The organism is Nonomuraea sp. NPDC048892 (assembly GCF_040649735.1).
Classification (GTDB): domain Bacteria; phylum Actinomycetota; class Actinomycetes; order Streptosporangiales; family Streptosporangiaceae; genus Nonomuraea; species Nonomuraea maheshkhaliensis.
Window position 1 is genome coordinate 38,714 of record NZ_JBEZFZ010000035.1, and the last position, 14,577, is coordinate 53,290.

11 protein-coding genes are annotated in these 14,577 nt (G+C 72.9%); 10 read left to right on the forward strand and 1 reads right to left on the reverse strand.

The window, feature by feature from the left end:
- Positions 1-79 precede the first annotated feature (79 nt).
- The 5 genes from AB0C28_RS50395 to AB0C28_RS50415 all read left to right on the forward strand — a co-directional run bounded on the left by AB0C28_RS50395 (position 80) and on the right by AB0C28_RS50415 (position 5,500).
- Positions 80-1,996, forward strand: coding sequence for a TOMM precursor leader peptide-binding protein (locus AB0C28_RS50395; RefSeq protein WP_358083752.1), 1,917 nt, complete (start codon positions 80-82; stop codon positions 1,994-1,996).
- A gap of 172 nt (positions 1,997-2,168) precedes the next feature.
- Positions 2,169-2,504: a YciI family protein gene (locus AB0C28_RS50400; RefSeq protein ID WP_358083754.1), complete on the forward strand. Its 336-nt coding sequence runs from the start codon at positions 2,169-2,171 to the stop codon at positions 2,502-2,504.
- A complete protein-coding gene (locus AB0C28_RS50405; RefSeq protein WP_358083757.1) occupies positions 2,501-3,934 on the forward strand; it encodes a sigma-70 family RNA polymerase sigma factor in 1,434 nt (477 codons plus the stop codon). Before AB0C28_RS50400 ends, AB0C28_RS50405 begins: the two co-directional genes overlap by 4 nt.
- On the forward strand, positions 3,931-4,425 hold the full coding sequence (locus AB0C28_RS50410) for a DinB family protein (RefSeq protein ID WP_358083760.1): 495 nt from the start codon (positions 3,931-3,933) through the stop codon (positions 4,423-4,425). Before AB0C28_RS50405 ends, AB0C28_RS50410 begins: the two co-directional genes overlap by 4 nt.
- Before the next feature lie 193 nt (positions 4,426-4,618).
- Complete coding sequence (locus AB0C28_RS50415) at positions 4,619-5,500, forward strand: alpha/beta fold hydrolase (RefSeq protein ID WP_357857262.1); 882 nt, start codon at positions 4,619-4,621, stop codon at positions 5,498-5,500.
- Between the two features lie 153 nt (positions 5,501-5,653).
- Here the strand turns inward: AB0C28_RS50415 and AB0C28_RS50420 are convergent, their stop codons facing one another.
- Complete coding sequence (locus tag AB0C28_RS50420; protein ID WP_358083762.1) at positions 5,654-6,394, reverse strand: alpha/beta hydrolase; 741 nt, start codon at positions 6,392-6,394, stop codon at positions 5,654-5,656.
- 364 nt (positions 6,395-6,758) lie between these two features.
- Here AB0C28_RS50420 and AB0C28_RS50425 point away from each other — a divergent pair, with 364 nt between their 5' ends.
- The 5 genes from AB0C28_RS50425 (at position 6,759) to AB0C28_RS50445 (ending at position 14,520) form a co-directional block, all read left to right on the forward strand.
- Positions 6,759-7,640, forward strand: coding sequence for a lantibiotic dehydratase C-terminal domain-containing protein (locus AB0C28_RS50425; protein ID WP_358083765.1), 882 nt, complete (start codon positions 6,759-6,761; stop codon positions 7,638-7,640).
- Positions 7,637-8,728 carry a thiopeptide maturation pyridine synthase gene (locus AB0C28_RS50430; protein WP_358083768.1) on the forward strand — a complete coding sequence of 364 codons (1,092 nt, stop codon included), beginning with the start codon at positions 7,637-7,639 and terminating at the stop codon, positions 8,726-8,728. Before AB0C28_RS50425 ends, AB0C28_RS50430 begins: the two co-directional genes overlap by 4 nt.
- Entirely contained in the window at positions 8,725-10,296 is a 1,572-nt protein-coding gene (locus AB0C28_RS50435; RefSeq protein ID WP_358083771.1) for a SagB family peptide dehydrogenase, read from the forward strand. Before AB0C28_RS50430 ends, AB0C28_RS50435 begins: the two co-directional genes overlap by 4 nt.
- Positions 10,293-12,521, forward strand: a complete 2,229-nt coding sequence (locus AB0C28_RS50440) for a hypothetical protein (RefSeq protein ID WP_358083773.1) — start codon at positions 10,293-10,295, stop codon at positions 12,519-12,521. Before AB0C28_RS50435 ends, AB0C28_RS50440 begins: the two co-directional genes overlap by 4 nt.
- Before the next feature lie 61 nt (positions 12,522-12,582).
- Complete coding sequence (locus AB0C28_RS50445) at positions 12,583-14,520, forward strand: TOMM precursor leader peptide-binding protein (protein WP_358083776.1); 1,938 nt, start codon at positions 12,583-12,585, stop codon at positions 14,518-14,520.
- Positions 14,521-14,577: the final 57 nt, after the last annotated feature.

Below are 14,577 nucleotides of genomic sequence, written 5' to 3' on the forward strand. Positions count from 1 at the left end.
AGCCGACTCCGCTCGATCGGGGCGCCGGTGGCGGCGTACGCGAAAGTGTTCGTTCATCTCGCGCGAAAGGCTGGAGCAGGTGGCAGCAGCGGCGGAGCAGGACACGGAGACCAGCGCATCGGCGCCGGAGCAGCTCCTGCGCTACCTGGATGCGCGGCTGGAGCAGGAAGACCTGCCCGACGTGGCGGTGCTCGGGCTGCGCGACGCGCTGCACCTGCCCGAAGCGGAGAAGAGCAGTGGGCTCGTGCCGATCTTTTTCGCCGCGGGCTCGGCCGTCCTCGGACCGGTGGTCGCCGGACAGAGCGGCCCGGCCCCGTGCGGGCGATGTCTGGCCCTGCGGTGGCAACGCCTGCGTGCCGCACCGGAACGTGATGCGATCGAACGCGGGCGGCAGGTGCGGTCGCCGGCGTCGTCGCCGTACTTGACGCCCTTCGCCCTTGAAGCGATCTGGCGATTGTGGAACCTGCTGCGGACCAGCGCGACGGACGGCCGACGTCATCGTGCCGGAATCGCCCCGGTCTACGAACTGAATCTGCGGACCCTGCGGGTGTCCCGCTACGACCTGCTGATGGACGCCGCCTGCCCCGTATGCCTGCCGGGTGAACCGGACACCGCGGCCGGCGCCGTCCTCGACCTGCGTCCGATCGTGAAATCGGCGCCTGATCGCTACCGGCAGTTTCACCTGCGTGACCACGACCTGCCGGTCTCGGCACTGACGAATCCGATCTGCGGCGTGGTCGGCCGCTACGCGCACCGCGACGACCTTTCTCCCACCACGTCGCCGAGTTTCGGCATGTTCCACTTTCACGACGGCGTCGCTCCGCAGGAGATCCAATGGAGCGGCCAGACCAATACGTTCGCGACCAGTGAGACCAGCGGGCTGTTCGAAGCGCTCGAACGTTATGCCGGACTCGAACAACGGCGATGGACCGAAGTCACGGTGGGCAGCTTCCACGCATTGTCCGCGCAGGCCCTCGACCCCCGGGAATGCGGCGTCTACGCGGACGAGGTCTACGAATCGGGGGCGTATTCGAGATTCGACCCTGATCGGCCGATTCCCTGGGTGTGGGGTTATTCGCTGCGTGACCGGCGGGCGATTCTGGTGCCGCGGCGCACCGTCTTCTACGGCGGGGCGGATCGCACCGACAACTTCGTGATGGAGTGCTCCAGCGGCTGTGCGAGCGGCGCGAGTGTCGAAGAGGCGATTCTGCACGGAATGCTGGAACTGATCGAGCGTGATTCCTTCCTGCTCGCGTGGTACGGCAAGGCAGCGCTGCCCGAAATCGATCCGGCCACGTGCCGCGACGAATCCCGTTTCCTGATCGACCGGCTACGGCTCTGCGGCTACGACGTGCGCCTCTTCGACATGAGAATCGATCTGCCGGTGCCCGCCGTGCTCGCGGTGGCGGTCCGCCGGGACGGCGGTCCCGGCACACTGACCTTTACGTCCGGCGCGTCCTTGGATCCGGAGCAGGCCGTCGCGTCCGCGCTGTCAGAGGTCGCCTCCTTCGCGCCGACCATGCCCGAGCAGTTCACCAGACGCCCGGACGAGGTCCGGGCGATGACCGAGGACTTCGGCAGGGTCCGCACGCTGATCGACCATCCGGCGCTGTTCGCGGCGCCGGCCATGAGGCATCATGCCGACTTCCTGCTGTCGAACAGCCGGCTGACCCCCATGGGCGAGCTGTACCAGGAGTGGCAGCGGACTCGGCCCAGGAGCGCGGACCTGCTGACGGACCTGTCGTACTGCCGCGATCGGTTGATCGAGGCCGGTCTGGACGTCCTGGTCGTCAATCAGACGGCGCCGGAACAGGAGCTGCTGGGCCTGCGCACGGTCCGCGTGATCGCACCGGGGCTCCTGCCCATCGATTTCGGCTGGTCGCTGCAGCGCGCACTGCGCATGCCCCGGACCCGTAACGCGTTCCGGCGCGCCGGATGGCGGACCACCGACCTGGACGCCTCCGAACTGCATCAGGTGCCGCACCCCTTCGCCTAGTGAGCAGCCGGCCGCGAGGATCCGGGCCGCAGGTGTCGTCTCGGTGCCGGAGCCACCTGCGACGATCCGTGATCGGCGCGGATTTTTCTGGAAGTTTTGCTGCCGCGGGTGTCCGGTCGGGTGGTCGCCGTTCGTCACTAGGGTGAATCGCCACACACCTGAGGAGCGCGACATGCAGTACCTGATGTTCGTCTGCAGCGACCCCGAGCCCGACACCGACCAGCGGAACCTGACCGACATCGAGGCATGGGTGGCCGAGAACGACAGCCGCGGCCGGCGGTTGCGCGGGTCGCAGCTCGCGCCGGAGTCCTCCGCGACCACGGTTCGGGTCCGGGAGGGTGAGCTGATCCTCACCGACGGCCCGTTCGCCGAGACCAAGGAGGTGATCGTGGGCTTCGATCTGCTCGAATGCGCCGACCTGGACGAGGCGATCGAGGTCGCCCGTACGCATCCGATGGCCCGGCAGGGACGGCTGGAGCTGCGCCCGCTCGTCGGCGACGGGCAGTGAGCACGTCCCTGGAGACGCTGGCGGCCGACGCCTACCCGCGGATGGTCGCCACGCTGATCCGCGTCACCGGTGACTGGACGCTGGCCGAGGACTGCGCGCAGGAAGCGCTGGCGGCGGCCGTGCAGCGGTGGCCGCTGGAGGGCGAGCCAGGCAATCCGGGCGGCTGGCTGATGACAGTGGCCCGCAACCGGGCGATCGACGCGCTGCGCCGCGCCTCCGTCGAGCGCCGCAAGCTCGCGGAGGCGGGGGCGCTCGCGCTGACCCAAGTGGACGACACCGTGGGGGAGGGGGAGGTCGTGGACGATCGGCTGCGGCTCGTGTTCACGTGCTGTCATCCGGCGCTGGCGCTGGAGTCGCGCGTGGCGCTGACGTTGCGGACGATCTGCGGGGTGCCCGCCGCGGACATCGCGCGGGCGTTCCTGGTCACCGAGCCGACGATGACCCGCCGCCTGACCAGGGCCAAGCGCAAGATCGCGGACGCGGGGATCCCGTACCGGGTGCCGGCCGGGCCGGCGCTGGCCGAGCGGCTGCCGGGCGTGCTGGCGGTGCTGTATCTGCTGTTCACGCAGGGGTACAACGCCGACGGGCGGCCCGCGTTCGCCGAGGAGGCGATCCGGCTGGCCAGGCTGCTGCGCCGGCTGATGCCTGGGCAGGGCGAGGTGTCGGCGCTGCTGGCGCTGTTCCTGCTGCAACATTCGCGGCGTGCGGCCCGGCAGGACGCCGAGGGCAACCTGCTGCCTCTCGACCGGCAGGACCGGTCCCGCTGGGACACCGTGGCCATCGCCGAGGGGCTGGAGGCGCTGGCCGAGGCGGAGCGGGACAGCCCGTACGCGCTGCAGGCCCGCATCGCCGCCTGCCACGCCGTCGCCCCGTCGGTGCCCGACACGGACTGGGCCGAGATCGCCCGCTGCTACGACGCGCTGGCCGGGATCCGGTCCACGCCCGTGGTCGAACTGAACCGCGCGGTGGCCCACGGTTACGCGTACGGGCCGGGGGCGGGGCTGGCGCTGCTGGGCCGGGCACAGGAGGGCGGCGCGCTGGACGGCCACCCGCTCGCCCTCGCCGCCGAGGCCGGCCTGACCGCCCGCCAGGGTGACCGGGACCGTGCCGCCGCCCTGTTCCGCCAGGCGGCGACCGCCGCTCACACCGAATCCGAACGCCGCGCCCTGCTGGACCGCGCGGCCGAGACCGAACGTCCGGCACCGCTGGACTGCGACACCGGCATCGAACGCCAGGCGCCTCTGGACCGCGCCGCCGAGACGGAACGCCAGGCGTCGCCGGACCCTGCCGCTGAGACGGAACGTCAGGCGTCGCTGGACGCCGCCGCCGGGACGGAACGTCAGGCGCGGCTGGGTTGCGACGCCGACAACGAACGGCAGGCGCCGACGGACAGCGCCACTGAGACCACACGACAGGAGCCGGGATCATGATCAGTGCTGAGGCCGAGACGTTGCTCGCCTTCCAGGGCAACCAGCGGCGACACGTCCTGGGCATCCTGGAGGGTCTGAGTGAGGCGGATCTGCGGCGTCCCGTGATGCCGTCCGGCTGGAGCTGCCTGGGTCTGGTACGGCATCTCGCCCTGGACGTCGAGCGGAACTGGTTCCGCGCCGTGGTCGCCGGTGACCAGGAGGTGATCGACGACCTGGACCGGGCAGGTGACTCCTGGCAGGTCGGCCCGGAGGAGTCCGCCGCGTCGATCCTGGACGACTACCGGCGCCAGATCGAGGCCGCCGACGCCGTCATCGCCGCCACCCCGCTCGACGCGGCGCCCGCCTGGTGGCCCGACCGGTTCGGCGAGTGGCGGCTGCACACGGTGCGGGAGGTCATGCTGCACGTCATCACCGAGACCGCCTGTCATGCCGGTCACCTCGACGCGGCCCGCGAGCTGCTCGACGGCCGGAGGTGGCTGGTCCTGGCGTGAAGCGTCGAGGTCACTGCGGGGCCGGGCCGCCGGTGGCGGGGCACGAGATCGGCCGGCGGTCAGGCCGTCGATTGGCGGCGCATGGAGATCGGTAGGCGGCTGGACCGTCGATCGGCAGGCATGGAGATCGGCAGGTGGCCGGGCCGTCGATAAATATCAGCATTTAGCGGTGGATAGCGGCTACCGTGCCTCCATGTTGGAGACGCATGAGCGATTCGTGGACTCCGGGCCGCTGCGGATCTGGACGGAACGGGTCGGAGATCCCGGACGTCCCGCCGTGTTGATGATCATGGGGTCGGCCGCTCAGGGTGTTAGTTGCCCCGACGCGCTCGTCGGCCGGCTGGTTGAGCGCGGGGTCCAGGTGATCCGGTTCGATCATCGGGACACCGGCCGGTCCAGTGTCGTCGACTTCGACGCTCATCCGTACACGATCGGAGACATGGCCCGCGACTGCCTGGCCGTGCTGGACGGCTATGAGCTGAGCTCCGCTCATGTGGCCGGGGCCTCGTTGGGCGGCATGATCGCGCAGTGGCTGGGGGTGCACGCGCCGGACCGGGTCCGGTCGCTGACGGTGATGTCCAGCTCGCCGATGGGGCACGACCCGAGTGCGGCGTGGGCACGGGCGCAGGCCGGGGAGCCGGCCGACCCGGACGATCTGCCGCCGCCGGCGCCGGAGTTCCTCGCACACCTGGCCGCCGGGCTACCGCCGAGCGTGGAGTCCGACGTGGCGCTGTTCCGGATCTTCAACGGGCCGGTACGGCCGTTCGACGAGCCGGCCGCCCGGACGATGCTGGAGCTCGCGCTGTCGCGAGCTGTCGACCCGGCGGCCGCGGCCAACCACCATCGGGCCGCGTGGATGGACGACCCCGGCCTGCTCGCCCCGCTGCCGGCGATCACCGCGCCGACCTCGATCGTGCACGGCGACCAGGATCCGGTCCACCCGCTCGCCCACGGCGAGGCCTTGGCCGCCGCGATCCCGGGCGCGGTGCTGCACGTCGTGCCCGGAATGGGCCACGTCATGACCTCACCCGGCCTGCCCGAGGAGGTCGCCGACCTGATCAGGATCGACCCCTGATACCGGCCGGCTCCGTCGTTCGGTCACGCTCCGTTCTTCCAGCCCCGGCCGCTCACGACGGCCCGGCTATCCACGAAGGCCCGGCCGACGCGGCCCGCTAGCGAGGGCCCGGCTGACGTGGCCGCTCGTGAGGGGCCGCGTCGGTGCGATGCGTCACGCCCGTGCCCAGAAGGACACGAGCGCGTCGGCCGCCTCCCCGGGAGTCTCGAACATCCACCAATGGGCGGCGCCGGGAAGGGTGACGACGTCGGCGCCGACGCGTTCGGCCATCTCGAACGTGTCCTCGGGGTTCGTGTACGGATCCTCCGGGGTGTGGAACATCAGCGCGGGCCGGCGTGGCGCCCGGGCGAGCTGTTCGCCGAGTTCGCGCAGCGCCGGCTGCACGGCCGAGCGGTAGAGCTTCAACATCGCCTCGCCCATCACCTCGTCGAAGCCCTCGGCGGCACTCGGGCCGAACCGTTCCGGGATCCGGCGGGTGGCGATGAAGTCCGCGCCCGTCCAGGTGAGCATCTTGGCGACCAGCTTCTCGCCCTCCTCCGGGGTCTGCAGGGTCAGGGCCTGCGAATGCCACACATAGTTGGGGTGAAGGAGGCCGCCGCAGTCGGCCGCCCAGGTCCTGAGCAGGTCAGGGCGTTCGGCCGCCACCGCGTACGTGTGACAGGCGCCCCAGTCGTGCCCGACGAGATCGACCGGCGCGCCGATCGCCTCGATCCGGCCGATCAGCCAGTCGCGATATTCGATCCTGGTGCAGCCGAATCCGTCGGGAATCGGCGCGCCGTAACCAGGGGGCGACAGCAGGACGACGTCGTCGACGCCGCGCTTGTGCAACTCCGGGAGGAACTCGCTCCAGACCGACGTGGTCTCGGGATTTCCGTGCACGAGTATCTTTGGCACCGTTCCTCCTGATCGCAGATGACGGTGTGCGAGCGCCGCCCGCATGGGACCTTTTCGTCCCGGACGCGTACGCCCTCACCGATCAGCTTACGCCGCTCACCTGCGACGACGGCTTCGGCCGTCGGCGCGTCCGCCTGAAAGCCGGCAACGAGGGCCGGTCGGCGAGGGCCGGTCGGCAGGGGTGCCACCTTCGCCGGGCCGCGACCCCGCGATGAGGCGGCCCGGGGCTGACCAGGCGCGTATACGGAGCGTGTGCCGAAGATATTCCGGCGCTGGTTACGCTCCCGGCAGTCCAGTCATCCGTGACGACCGGCCCGTTCGCCGGTGGCGGTGGCCGGGGCGAGCCAGGAAGCGGGTGTTGCGGATGGCCGGCGCGCGGTCGTGGATCAGCGCCCACGTCTTCTACGACGGCGACCTCGACCTCGTCATCACCGACCTGCTGGCCACCGTACAGAGCCGGCTCGACCACGCCGCGGCCGGCCGGGGCCTGTTCTTCCTGCGGTACTGGGAGGGCGGGCCGCACCTGCGGGTCCGGGTCCTGGCCGGGCCGGGACGCGCGGACGACGTACGACGGATCCTGTCGGGCGCCATCGCGGACTCGCTCAACCGCCTGCCCGCACCCGTCCGGGTGACCCAGGAGGACTACGACCGCTACGCGCCCTCGATGGCGGCGCTGGAGCGGCTGCGATCGTACGAGCGTCACCGCCGGCCCCCGAACTCATTCGCCTTCATCCCGTACCGTCCGGAAACCGATAAATACGGCACGGGCGCGGCCCTGCACGCCGTTGAGGACCACTTCGTCCGGTGCAGCGCGGCGGTCCGCCGGCTGCTGGCGACGGGCCCCACCGGTGACCGGCGCACCACGGCCGCGTTCGCCGTGCTCGCCCTGAACCGGTGGATCGCCTCGCGCGGCACCGGCCGGCCGGAGCAGGAAGCGCCCCCGTGGCCGCCCGGCGGGCAGGCCGAGTACGAGCGCCGCCGTCCCGCCCTGCGCGCCATCGCCGAACGGACGCGGGCGCTGGCCGCGAACCCGCCGGGGGAGCCGTCCGGGTTCGCCGGCGCCCTCGCGGCCTCCGCCTCCACGCTGGCCGGCCGGATCGAGGAGGCCGAAGCCGGGCTCGTTCTGGACATGTGCGCCCACCTGACCTGCAACCGGCTCGGCGTGGGCCTGGACGAGGAGCTCCACCTTCGCGACTGGGCCGCCAGGACGTTCGCCGAACTCGCCAGGGAGGAGGCCCTCGCATGACAACCGGCTGGCACAGCGTGCACGTCCACCACTACGGCGACGCCACCGACCGGCTGCTGCTGGACGTCGTACGTCCCGTCATGACCGATCTGTCGGAGCAGGGTCATCGGTCATGGTTCGCCCGGCACTGGCGCCAGGGCCCGCACATCCGCCTGAACGTCGAGGCCGACGGGGCGGCCTTCCGCGCGGAGGTGCTGCCGATGGTCGCGGCGCGGATCGGCCCGTACCTGGCGCGGCTGCCGGTCACGGCTCACGACGCGGCCGCGATGTTGCCGCTGCACCGCCGGCTGGCGGAGGCCGAGGCCGAGCCCGGCCCGCTGACTCCCTGGTACGACGACAACTCCTGGCACGCCGAACCGTACGACGCCCGTACGGCTGTCCACGGCACGCCCGAGGCAGCGGCGCTGTACGCGGACTTCATGGGCGCCGCCAACGAGCACGCCTTCGCCGTCCTGGACGGGATGGCGCGGGGGCGGGACGCGCTCGCGGCGGCGTTCGACGCGATGGTCGTCGTGGCCGACGAGTTCCACGACGACGGCATCGAAGCCGGCTACCTCAGCTTCCGCTCGCACGCCGACGCCTTCCTCGCCCAGGGGACCGGCGGCGCCGCGCGGCGGACCGAGTGGGAGGCGCGCTTCCAGGACCGGGCCGGCGCGCTCGGCGCCCGCCTGGACGCCCTGCTCGACCCCGGCTCCGGGGCCGTGGACGGCGCCACGCGAAGTCTGGTCGGCGCCTTGCTGGAGAGCCGGGCACGCGGGCTCGACCTGCGCGAACGCGGGCTGCTTCCGCTGGGAGAAGAAGACGCCGACCCGGCCCTGGTGCGGGAGGCCTATCGGGAGCTGAGCCCGTTCCACCGGGCCCTCGCCGAGAACGAGCGGTGGCTCGCCGAGGTGCTCCCGTCCACCTGGTTCGCGCTCTTCCGGCTCGTGTTGAACCTGATGTACCTGCAGTTCACCCGCCTGGGAGTGACCCCGTTGCAACGCTACTTACTCTGCTACCTGATCGCCGCCACAGTGGAACGGCGCACCGGCAGACAGGCCACCGACGTGCTGCGCGACTTCGCCGCGGCGGCCGGAGACGCGGGGTGAGCGCGCTGAACGGCACGGGGGAGGTGTACGAGACCCTGCGGCTGCGCGCCGGGGTGTCGGCCGGTCGCGGGCAGGACGGCGTGCACCTGGTGGGCTACCCGGACGTACGGCCGATCGGCGGCGAGGACCTGGCCGTGGTCCGGGCGCTCGCCTCGGGGGAGCATCGGGCCGAGGAGTTTCCGCCGCGCGCCCGAATGTTGTTGTCGGGGCTGCGCCGGGACGGCTGGCTCGTCGCCACCGTCCACGACGGGGACACACCCGTCTACACCCTGGAGCCGCACTTATGTCCGGACGGCGACGTCTACCCGCACGATGATGCTCGCCTGGACGAGAACCACCCTGCGGACTCCGCGGCCCCAGCGAACGCCGCCGATCCGCCTGCCGGGGTCCGGTTGTCACGCTTCACCACCATTGCGGCGGCCCCGGGTGGCGGCCTGTACGCCACGTCGCCCCGGGCCTGGGCCTCCATCACCGTCCACGCTCCCGGCGCGCTGGCCGTCCTCGCCGATCCCGGCGCCCGCGTCCAACATCCCGGGATCGGCGCGCGGGCGGCGTCCCTGCTCCGGCGTGACCTGCTGTGGTCCGGCCTCGCCGTGACGGGGGAGGAGGACACGGAGTTCCGCGTCCGGCAGTGGTCCGCGATCGACCTGGCGTTCCACCGGAGCAGCCGGGGCATCGACGGTGCGGTGGGGGTGGCCGGTGGGTTCGGTGCCACGTACTGGGGGCTGGGACACGTCACCGACCCGGCCCACCGGCCGCCCACCACAGCGCCCGCCGCAAGGTCCGCCACAGGACTTGCCGCCGGGCCAGCTGCCGGGTTCGCCCCAGGGCTCGCGGCAGGACTCGCCACCGCGTCCGCTGCCGGGTCCGCCTCAGGGTCCGCCGCAGAGCCCGCCGCCGGGCCTGCCATCGACCTGCCCCGTCCCGATCTCGAACGGGTCCTCGCCACGGACCTGAAGCTGACCGAGGTGCTGCGGGCACGCCGATCTGTGCGCGACCACGACACCGACCGGCCGATCACGGTCGGCCAGCTCGCCGAGTTCCTCCACCGCTGCGCCGCGACCTCCGACCGCCCGACACCGTACGGCGACCGGCCGCGCCGTGCCTATCCCGGCGGTGGCGGCGTCCACGAGCTGGAGCTGTACGTCGTGGCGCACCAGGTGGACGGGCTGGAGCCGGGCACCTACCACTACGACGGCTACGGTCACCGGCTGGAGCCACTGGCCCGGCGGGCCGGCGCGGAGCGGACTCTGCTGGAGGCGGCGCGGTCCATGTCCGGCGCTCGGGCGCGACCACAGGTGCTGCTGCTGGTGACCGCCCGGTTCGAGCGGCTCATGTGGGTGTACGAGGGGCTGGCGTACGCGCTGGTCCTGAAGAACCTCGGCGTCCTGATGCAGACCATGTACCTCGTCGCCACCGCCATGGGGCTCGGCGGGTGCGCCCTGGGGACCAGCGCACCACGCGCCTTCCAGCGCATCTCAGGAGCCGACCCCCTCAGCGAGGACGTGGTCGGCGAGTTCATGCTCGGCACCTTCGCCGCAGAGCACCAAACGGGAAGGGACGTATGAGGCTGCGTCTGGTCGACCACGCGTACATGGCCCCGATCGAGAACGGGCTGCACATCCTCACCCCGGCCGGGCCGGTCACCCTCACCGGGACGTCCATCGCCCGCTGGGTCGAGGCTCTCGTGCCGCACCTGGACGGACGGTCCGGCCTGGACGAGATCACGGCAGGACTGCCGGCCGCCCACGCGGAGCTGGCCAGATCGATCCTGACCCGGCTGTGCGAGGCCGGCGTCGTGCGCGAGATCCCCGCAGGGCCCGCACCCGACGACGGCGACGAGGAATCGGCTGAAAGGCCCGCATCCGGCGGTCGCGACGAAGCACCGGTTGCAGGGCCCTGGCTCGATGGCGGCGACGCGGCGCCGGGTGGTGGATTCGCGCCGGAGGTCGCGTTCGTCGCGGCCCACGTCCACGGGGCGCGGGCGGCGTTCGCCCGCTTCCGCGAGCTCAAGGTCGCCGTCGCACACGACGGCCCGGCGGACGACCCGCTGCCGGAGGCGGTCGCCGCCTTCCTGCGCGCGTCCGGGGCGGCGCACGTCCGGGTGTGCGGCGCGGGCGAGCTGGGCGAGGAGGACCTGTGGAGCTTGGACGTGCTCCTGCTGACCTCCGCGCTCGACCCGGCCTCCGCGAAGGGGCGCTCACATTCAGGGGAGCAGCTCGCGGAGGGGGTTGAGGAGCAGCCCAGGGAGCAGGTCGGGGAGCAGCCCAGAAAGCAGACAGGGGATCGGGTCGGGGAGCAACCCAGGGACAGAGCCGTGGACCGTGCCGAGCGGGACGGGCTCGCCGTCGGCTACGTCATGCGCGACGGAACGGACATCTGGTACGTCCCCGTCCGGGCGGCCAAGGAGGATCCCCTCGCCACGGCACGGCCGGGATCGCTGCGTGCCCGCCTCCGCCGGGAGCCACGCGCCCCGGAACCGATCACCGGCCTGCACGTGGAGGCCGCCGCCGCGCAGGTGGGACGGGCGGTGCTGCGCTGGGCGACCGGCACGGCGGACCCACGGCACGCCGGCAAGCTGACCCGCATCGGCCCGGATCTGCTCACCTCCAGGCACCACTGCCCGCCGCACCCGTACGAGCTGCCGGCGGCGGCGTCCACCCCCGAGGCGGTGCTGAGCCGGGTGGAGCACCTCCGATCCCGGCCCGCCGAGGACGGGCAGGCGTTCTCGGACGCGGCGGTCAGGGCCGCCGACGAGCTCTTCGGCCCGTTCCGCTACCTCCCCGACGACTCCGCCGCGCAAAGCCCGCTGCACGTCTCCGAAGCCGAGGCCGGCGACGCGCTCGCATCCGGGTCCGGGCTCACGTCTGGGTCCGGTGGGTCCGGGCTCACATCCGGGCTCCTGCCAGGACACGCATCCGGCATCGAGACGAATGGCGACACCCAGGCCGCCGTCGTGCGCGCGGTGGGCTTCGACTACGCGGACACCAGGATCGAGGCGGCCCGCGCGGCGCTGGCCCGCTACGCCGCCGCCACGGTGGATCCACGGCGTCTGGTGGACTCCGGCGGCGCCCCGCTGGCCCCCGAGGACGCCGGACCCGCCGCCCTCCACGCCGTCCTGGCCGCCGGTGTCCGCAGCGGGTTCGCGCTCGCGTACGACCTGGCCGCCGCCGCGACCGTACGGCTGCCCGCAGATCAGGCCTTCCCCCGTCTGGCCACCGAAGCGGGCGCCCACGTGCCGGGCCGGGGCGAGGGTTACGGCGCGAGCTGGGACGAGGCCGTGGCGCGCGGACTGTGCACCCACTGGACGTGCGACGCCGAGCTGATCGAGAACCGCGCGGGGCGTCCCGTCACGATCGACCCGGCCGAGCTGGACGCGACGGGACGGCGGTGCTTCGCCCTGCTGGCCGAGCTCGGCGAGCTGCCCGAGGTCCGTGACCACGGCGGCCGCTTCGGCGTCACCGTGCTGTCGTTCCACCACGGCGGGGCGGAGGTGGCCAGGACCGCCGGAACCGCCTCCTCGGCCTGGACCAGAGGGCTCCTCGACACGCTCTTCGACGTCCAGACGCGGATCCACGCGGGACGCCCGCGCCCGCACGCCGCCCCTCGGCCTGCCACGCTCGCGGGGTCGATGATGCGGCTCGATCCCGGGCAGTCCATCGACCCGGACAAGGTGGCGGCGGCCCTGGCCGTCGTCGGCCGCCGCGCCGTCGTCCTCCCTCTCGACCACGACTCCGCCGTGGCGGCGATCGCCCCGCTGAGCCTGCGAGTGGTGATCACCGACCCCCGCTGACCACCCGGCCCGAACGACGGTCACCGCAACGGTCCGAACGACTCAGGAAAGAAGGCACCGAATGGCTGAGCACCCCGTGACCGTGCTGGCGGGCGGGCGGATCGCCGGCGCCGTGGCAGAGCGGCTCGGGGTACGACCCGTTCCCCTCCTGGACGGCCACCTCCCCCCGGCGCCGACCGTTGCCGCCACCGACGGCTGGGCCGAGGCCGTCACGGCGGGCCTGCGCGCCCGGCTCACCGGCCCCGTGCTCCCGGCCCGCACCGAGCTGGACACGATCGTCATCGGCCCCTGGGAGACCCCGGGCGAGCAGGGGTGCGCCTCCTGCGCCGCCTACCGCCAGTCCTGGGCCGGCCCGATGCACGAACGCAACGAGGCCGTCCGCGAACGCCACGCCGCCCGGCTGGCCGGCCCCTCACCCCTGCTGACCGCGGGCGCGGTCCGCCTGGCGGCCGCCCTGATGGCCGACGACCTGCGCTCCCACGCCGCCGGCGAGCGGCCGCGAACCCGCGGCACGGTGCTCACCGTGGACCTGCACGACCTCTCGATCACCCCCCACCGGGTGCTGCCCGACCCGCTCTGCGAGGTCTGCGGCCCGCGCGTCACCGACGAGCCCCCGACAGCGCTGGGGACGCCCAGACCGGTCCCGAGCCACGCCGAGGGCGTTGTACGGGGGCGCGACCTCGTCGCCGAGCTCGACGCGCTGACCGGGACCTACGTCGACGAACGCACCGGCGTGGTGTGGCTGCTGCACGACCGCACCTCCGGCGGGGCGATCCTCAGCTCGGCGGAGGTGTCGCACCGATGGGCCAGGGGATCGGGCGGCTACGGCCGCGCCCCCGAGCGCCGGGTCAGCCGGACGATCGCGCTGCTGGAGGCCCTGGAACGGTTCTCCGCCGCCCCGGGGCGGCTGCACCCGCCGAACGTGGGCACCTACCACGACCTGGCGGAGCGCGCCCTGGACCCGCGCACCCTCGGCCTGCACCCGCCGCACGCCTACGAGGCCCCCGGCTTCGGGTACGAGCCGTTCGACCCGGACCGCGACTACCGCTGGGTGCAGGGCTGGTCGTTCCTGCGCGGCGAGCCGATCCTGGTGCCCGAGACGCTCGCCTACTACGGGACACACTCCCACGGACCGGACAACCGCCCCTTCGTCTACGAGATCTCCAACGGGTGCGCGCTCGGCTCCAGCCTGGAGGAGGCGGTCCTGTACGGGATGCTGGAGATCGCCGAACGCGACGGGTTCCTGCTCACCTGGTACGCGCGCATGCCCGTACCGGAGATCGATCCGGCCATCCTCGACGAGAGCGACAAGCTGCACCTCGCCGCCCTGCGCGCCGAGACCGGCTACGACCTGCGCCTGTTCGACATCACCACCGAGCACGGCATCCCCGCCGTGTGGGCCCTGGCCACCGCCCCTCCGGGCACCGGCCTGCCGGCCGCGTTCTGCACCGCGGGCGCCCACCTGTCCGGCCGCCGCGCGGTCATGGGCGCGGTGGCCGAGCTGGGCGACATGCTCACCAGCGGCATCCGGTACGGCGCCACCCCCGAGGCGCGGGCCCGGGCGGCGGCCATGGCCGAGGACTCCTCGGCCGTCGAGGAGATGGAGGACCACCCGCTCCTCTTCCACGATCCGCGCGCCGCGGCCCGGCTGGACTTCCTCACCGCGGGCACGCCCTCCCGCACGGCCGGCCAGGTCGGCGCGGGCACGGAGGAGTTCGCGTCCGGCGACCTGGGGGAGCTGATGCGCGCCGTCGTCCGCCGCTACACCGGGTCCGGGCTGGACGTCGTGGTCGTCGACCAGACGCCGGACGAACTGCGCGCCATGGACCTGCACGCGGTCAAGGTGCTGATCCCCGGCACGCTGCCGATGACGTTCGGGCACCGCCACCGGCGCACCAGCGGGCTGCCCCGGCTGCTGGAGGTGCCCTACCTGCTCGGCCACACCCGGCGCCCCCTGACCGAGGACGAGCTCAACACCGAACCGCACCCGTTCCCATGACGCGCCCGAGACCACCGGAGCGCACCCGTTCCCCTGAGGCCGTCCGAGATCGCGGAG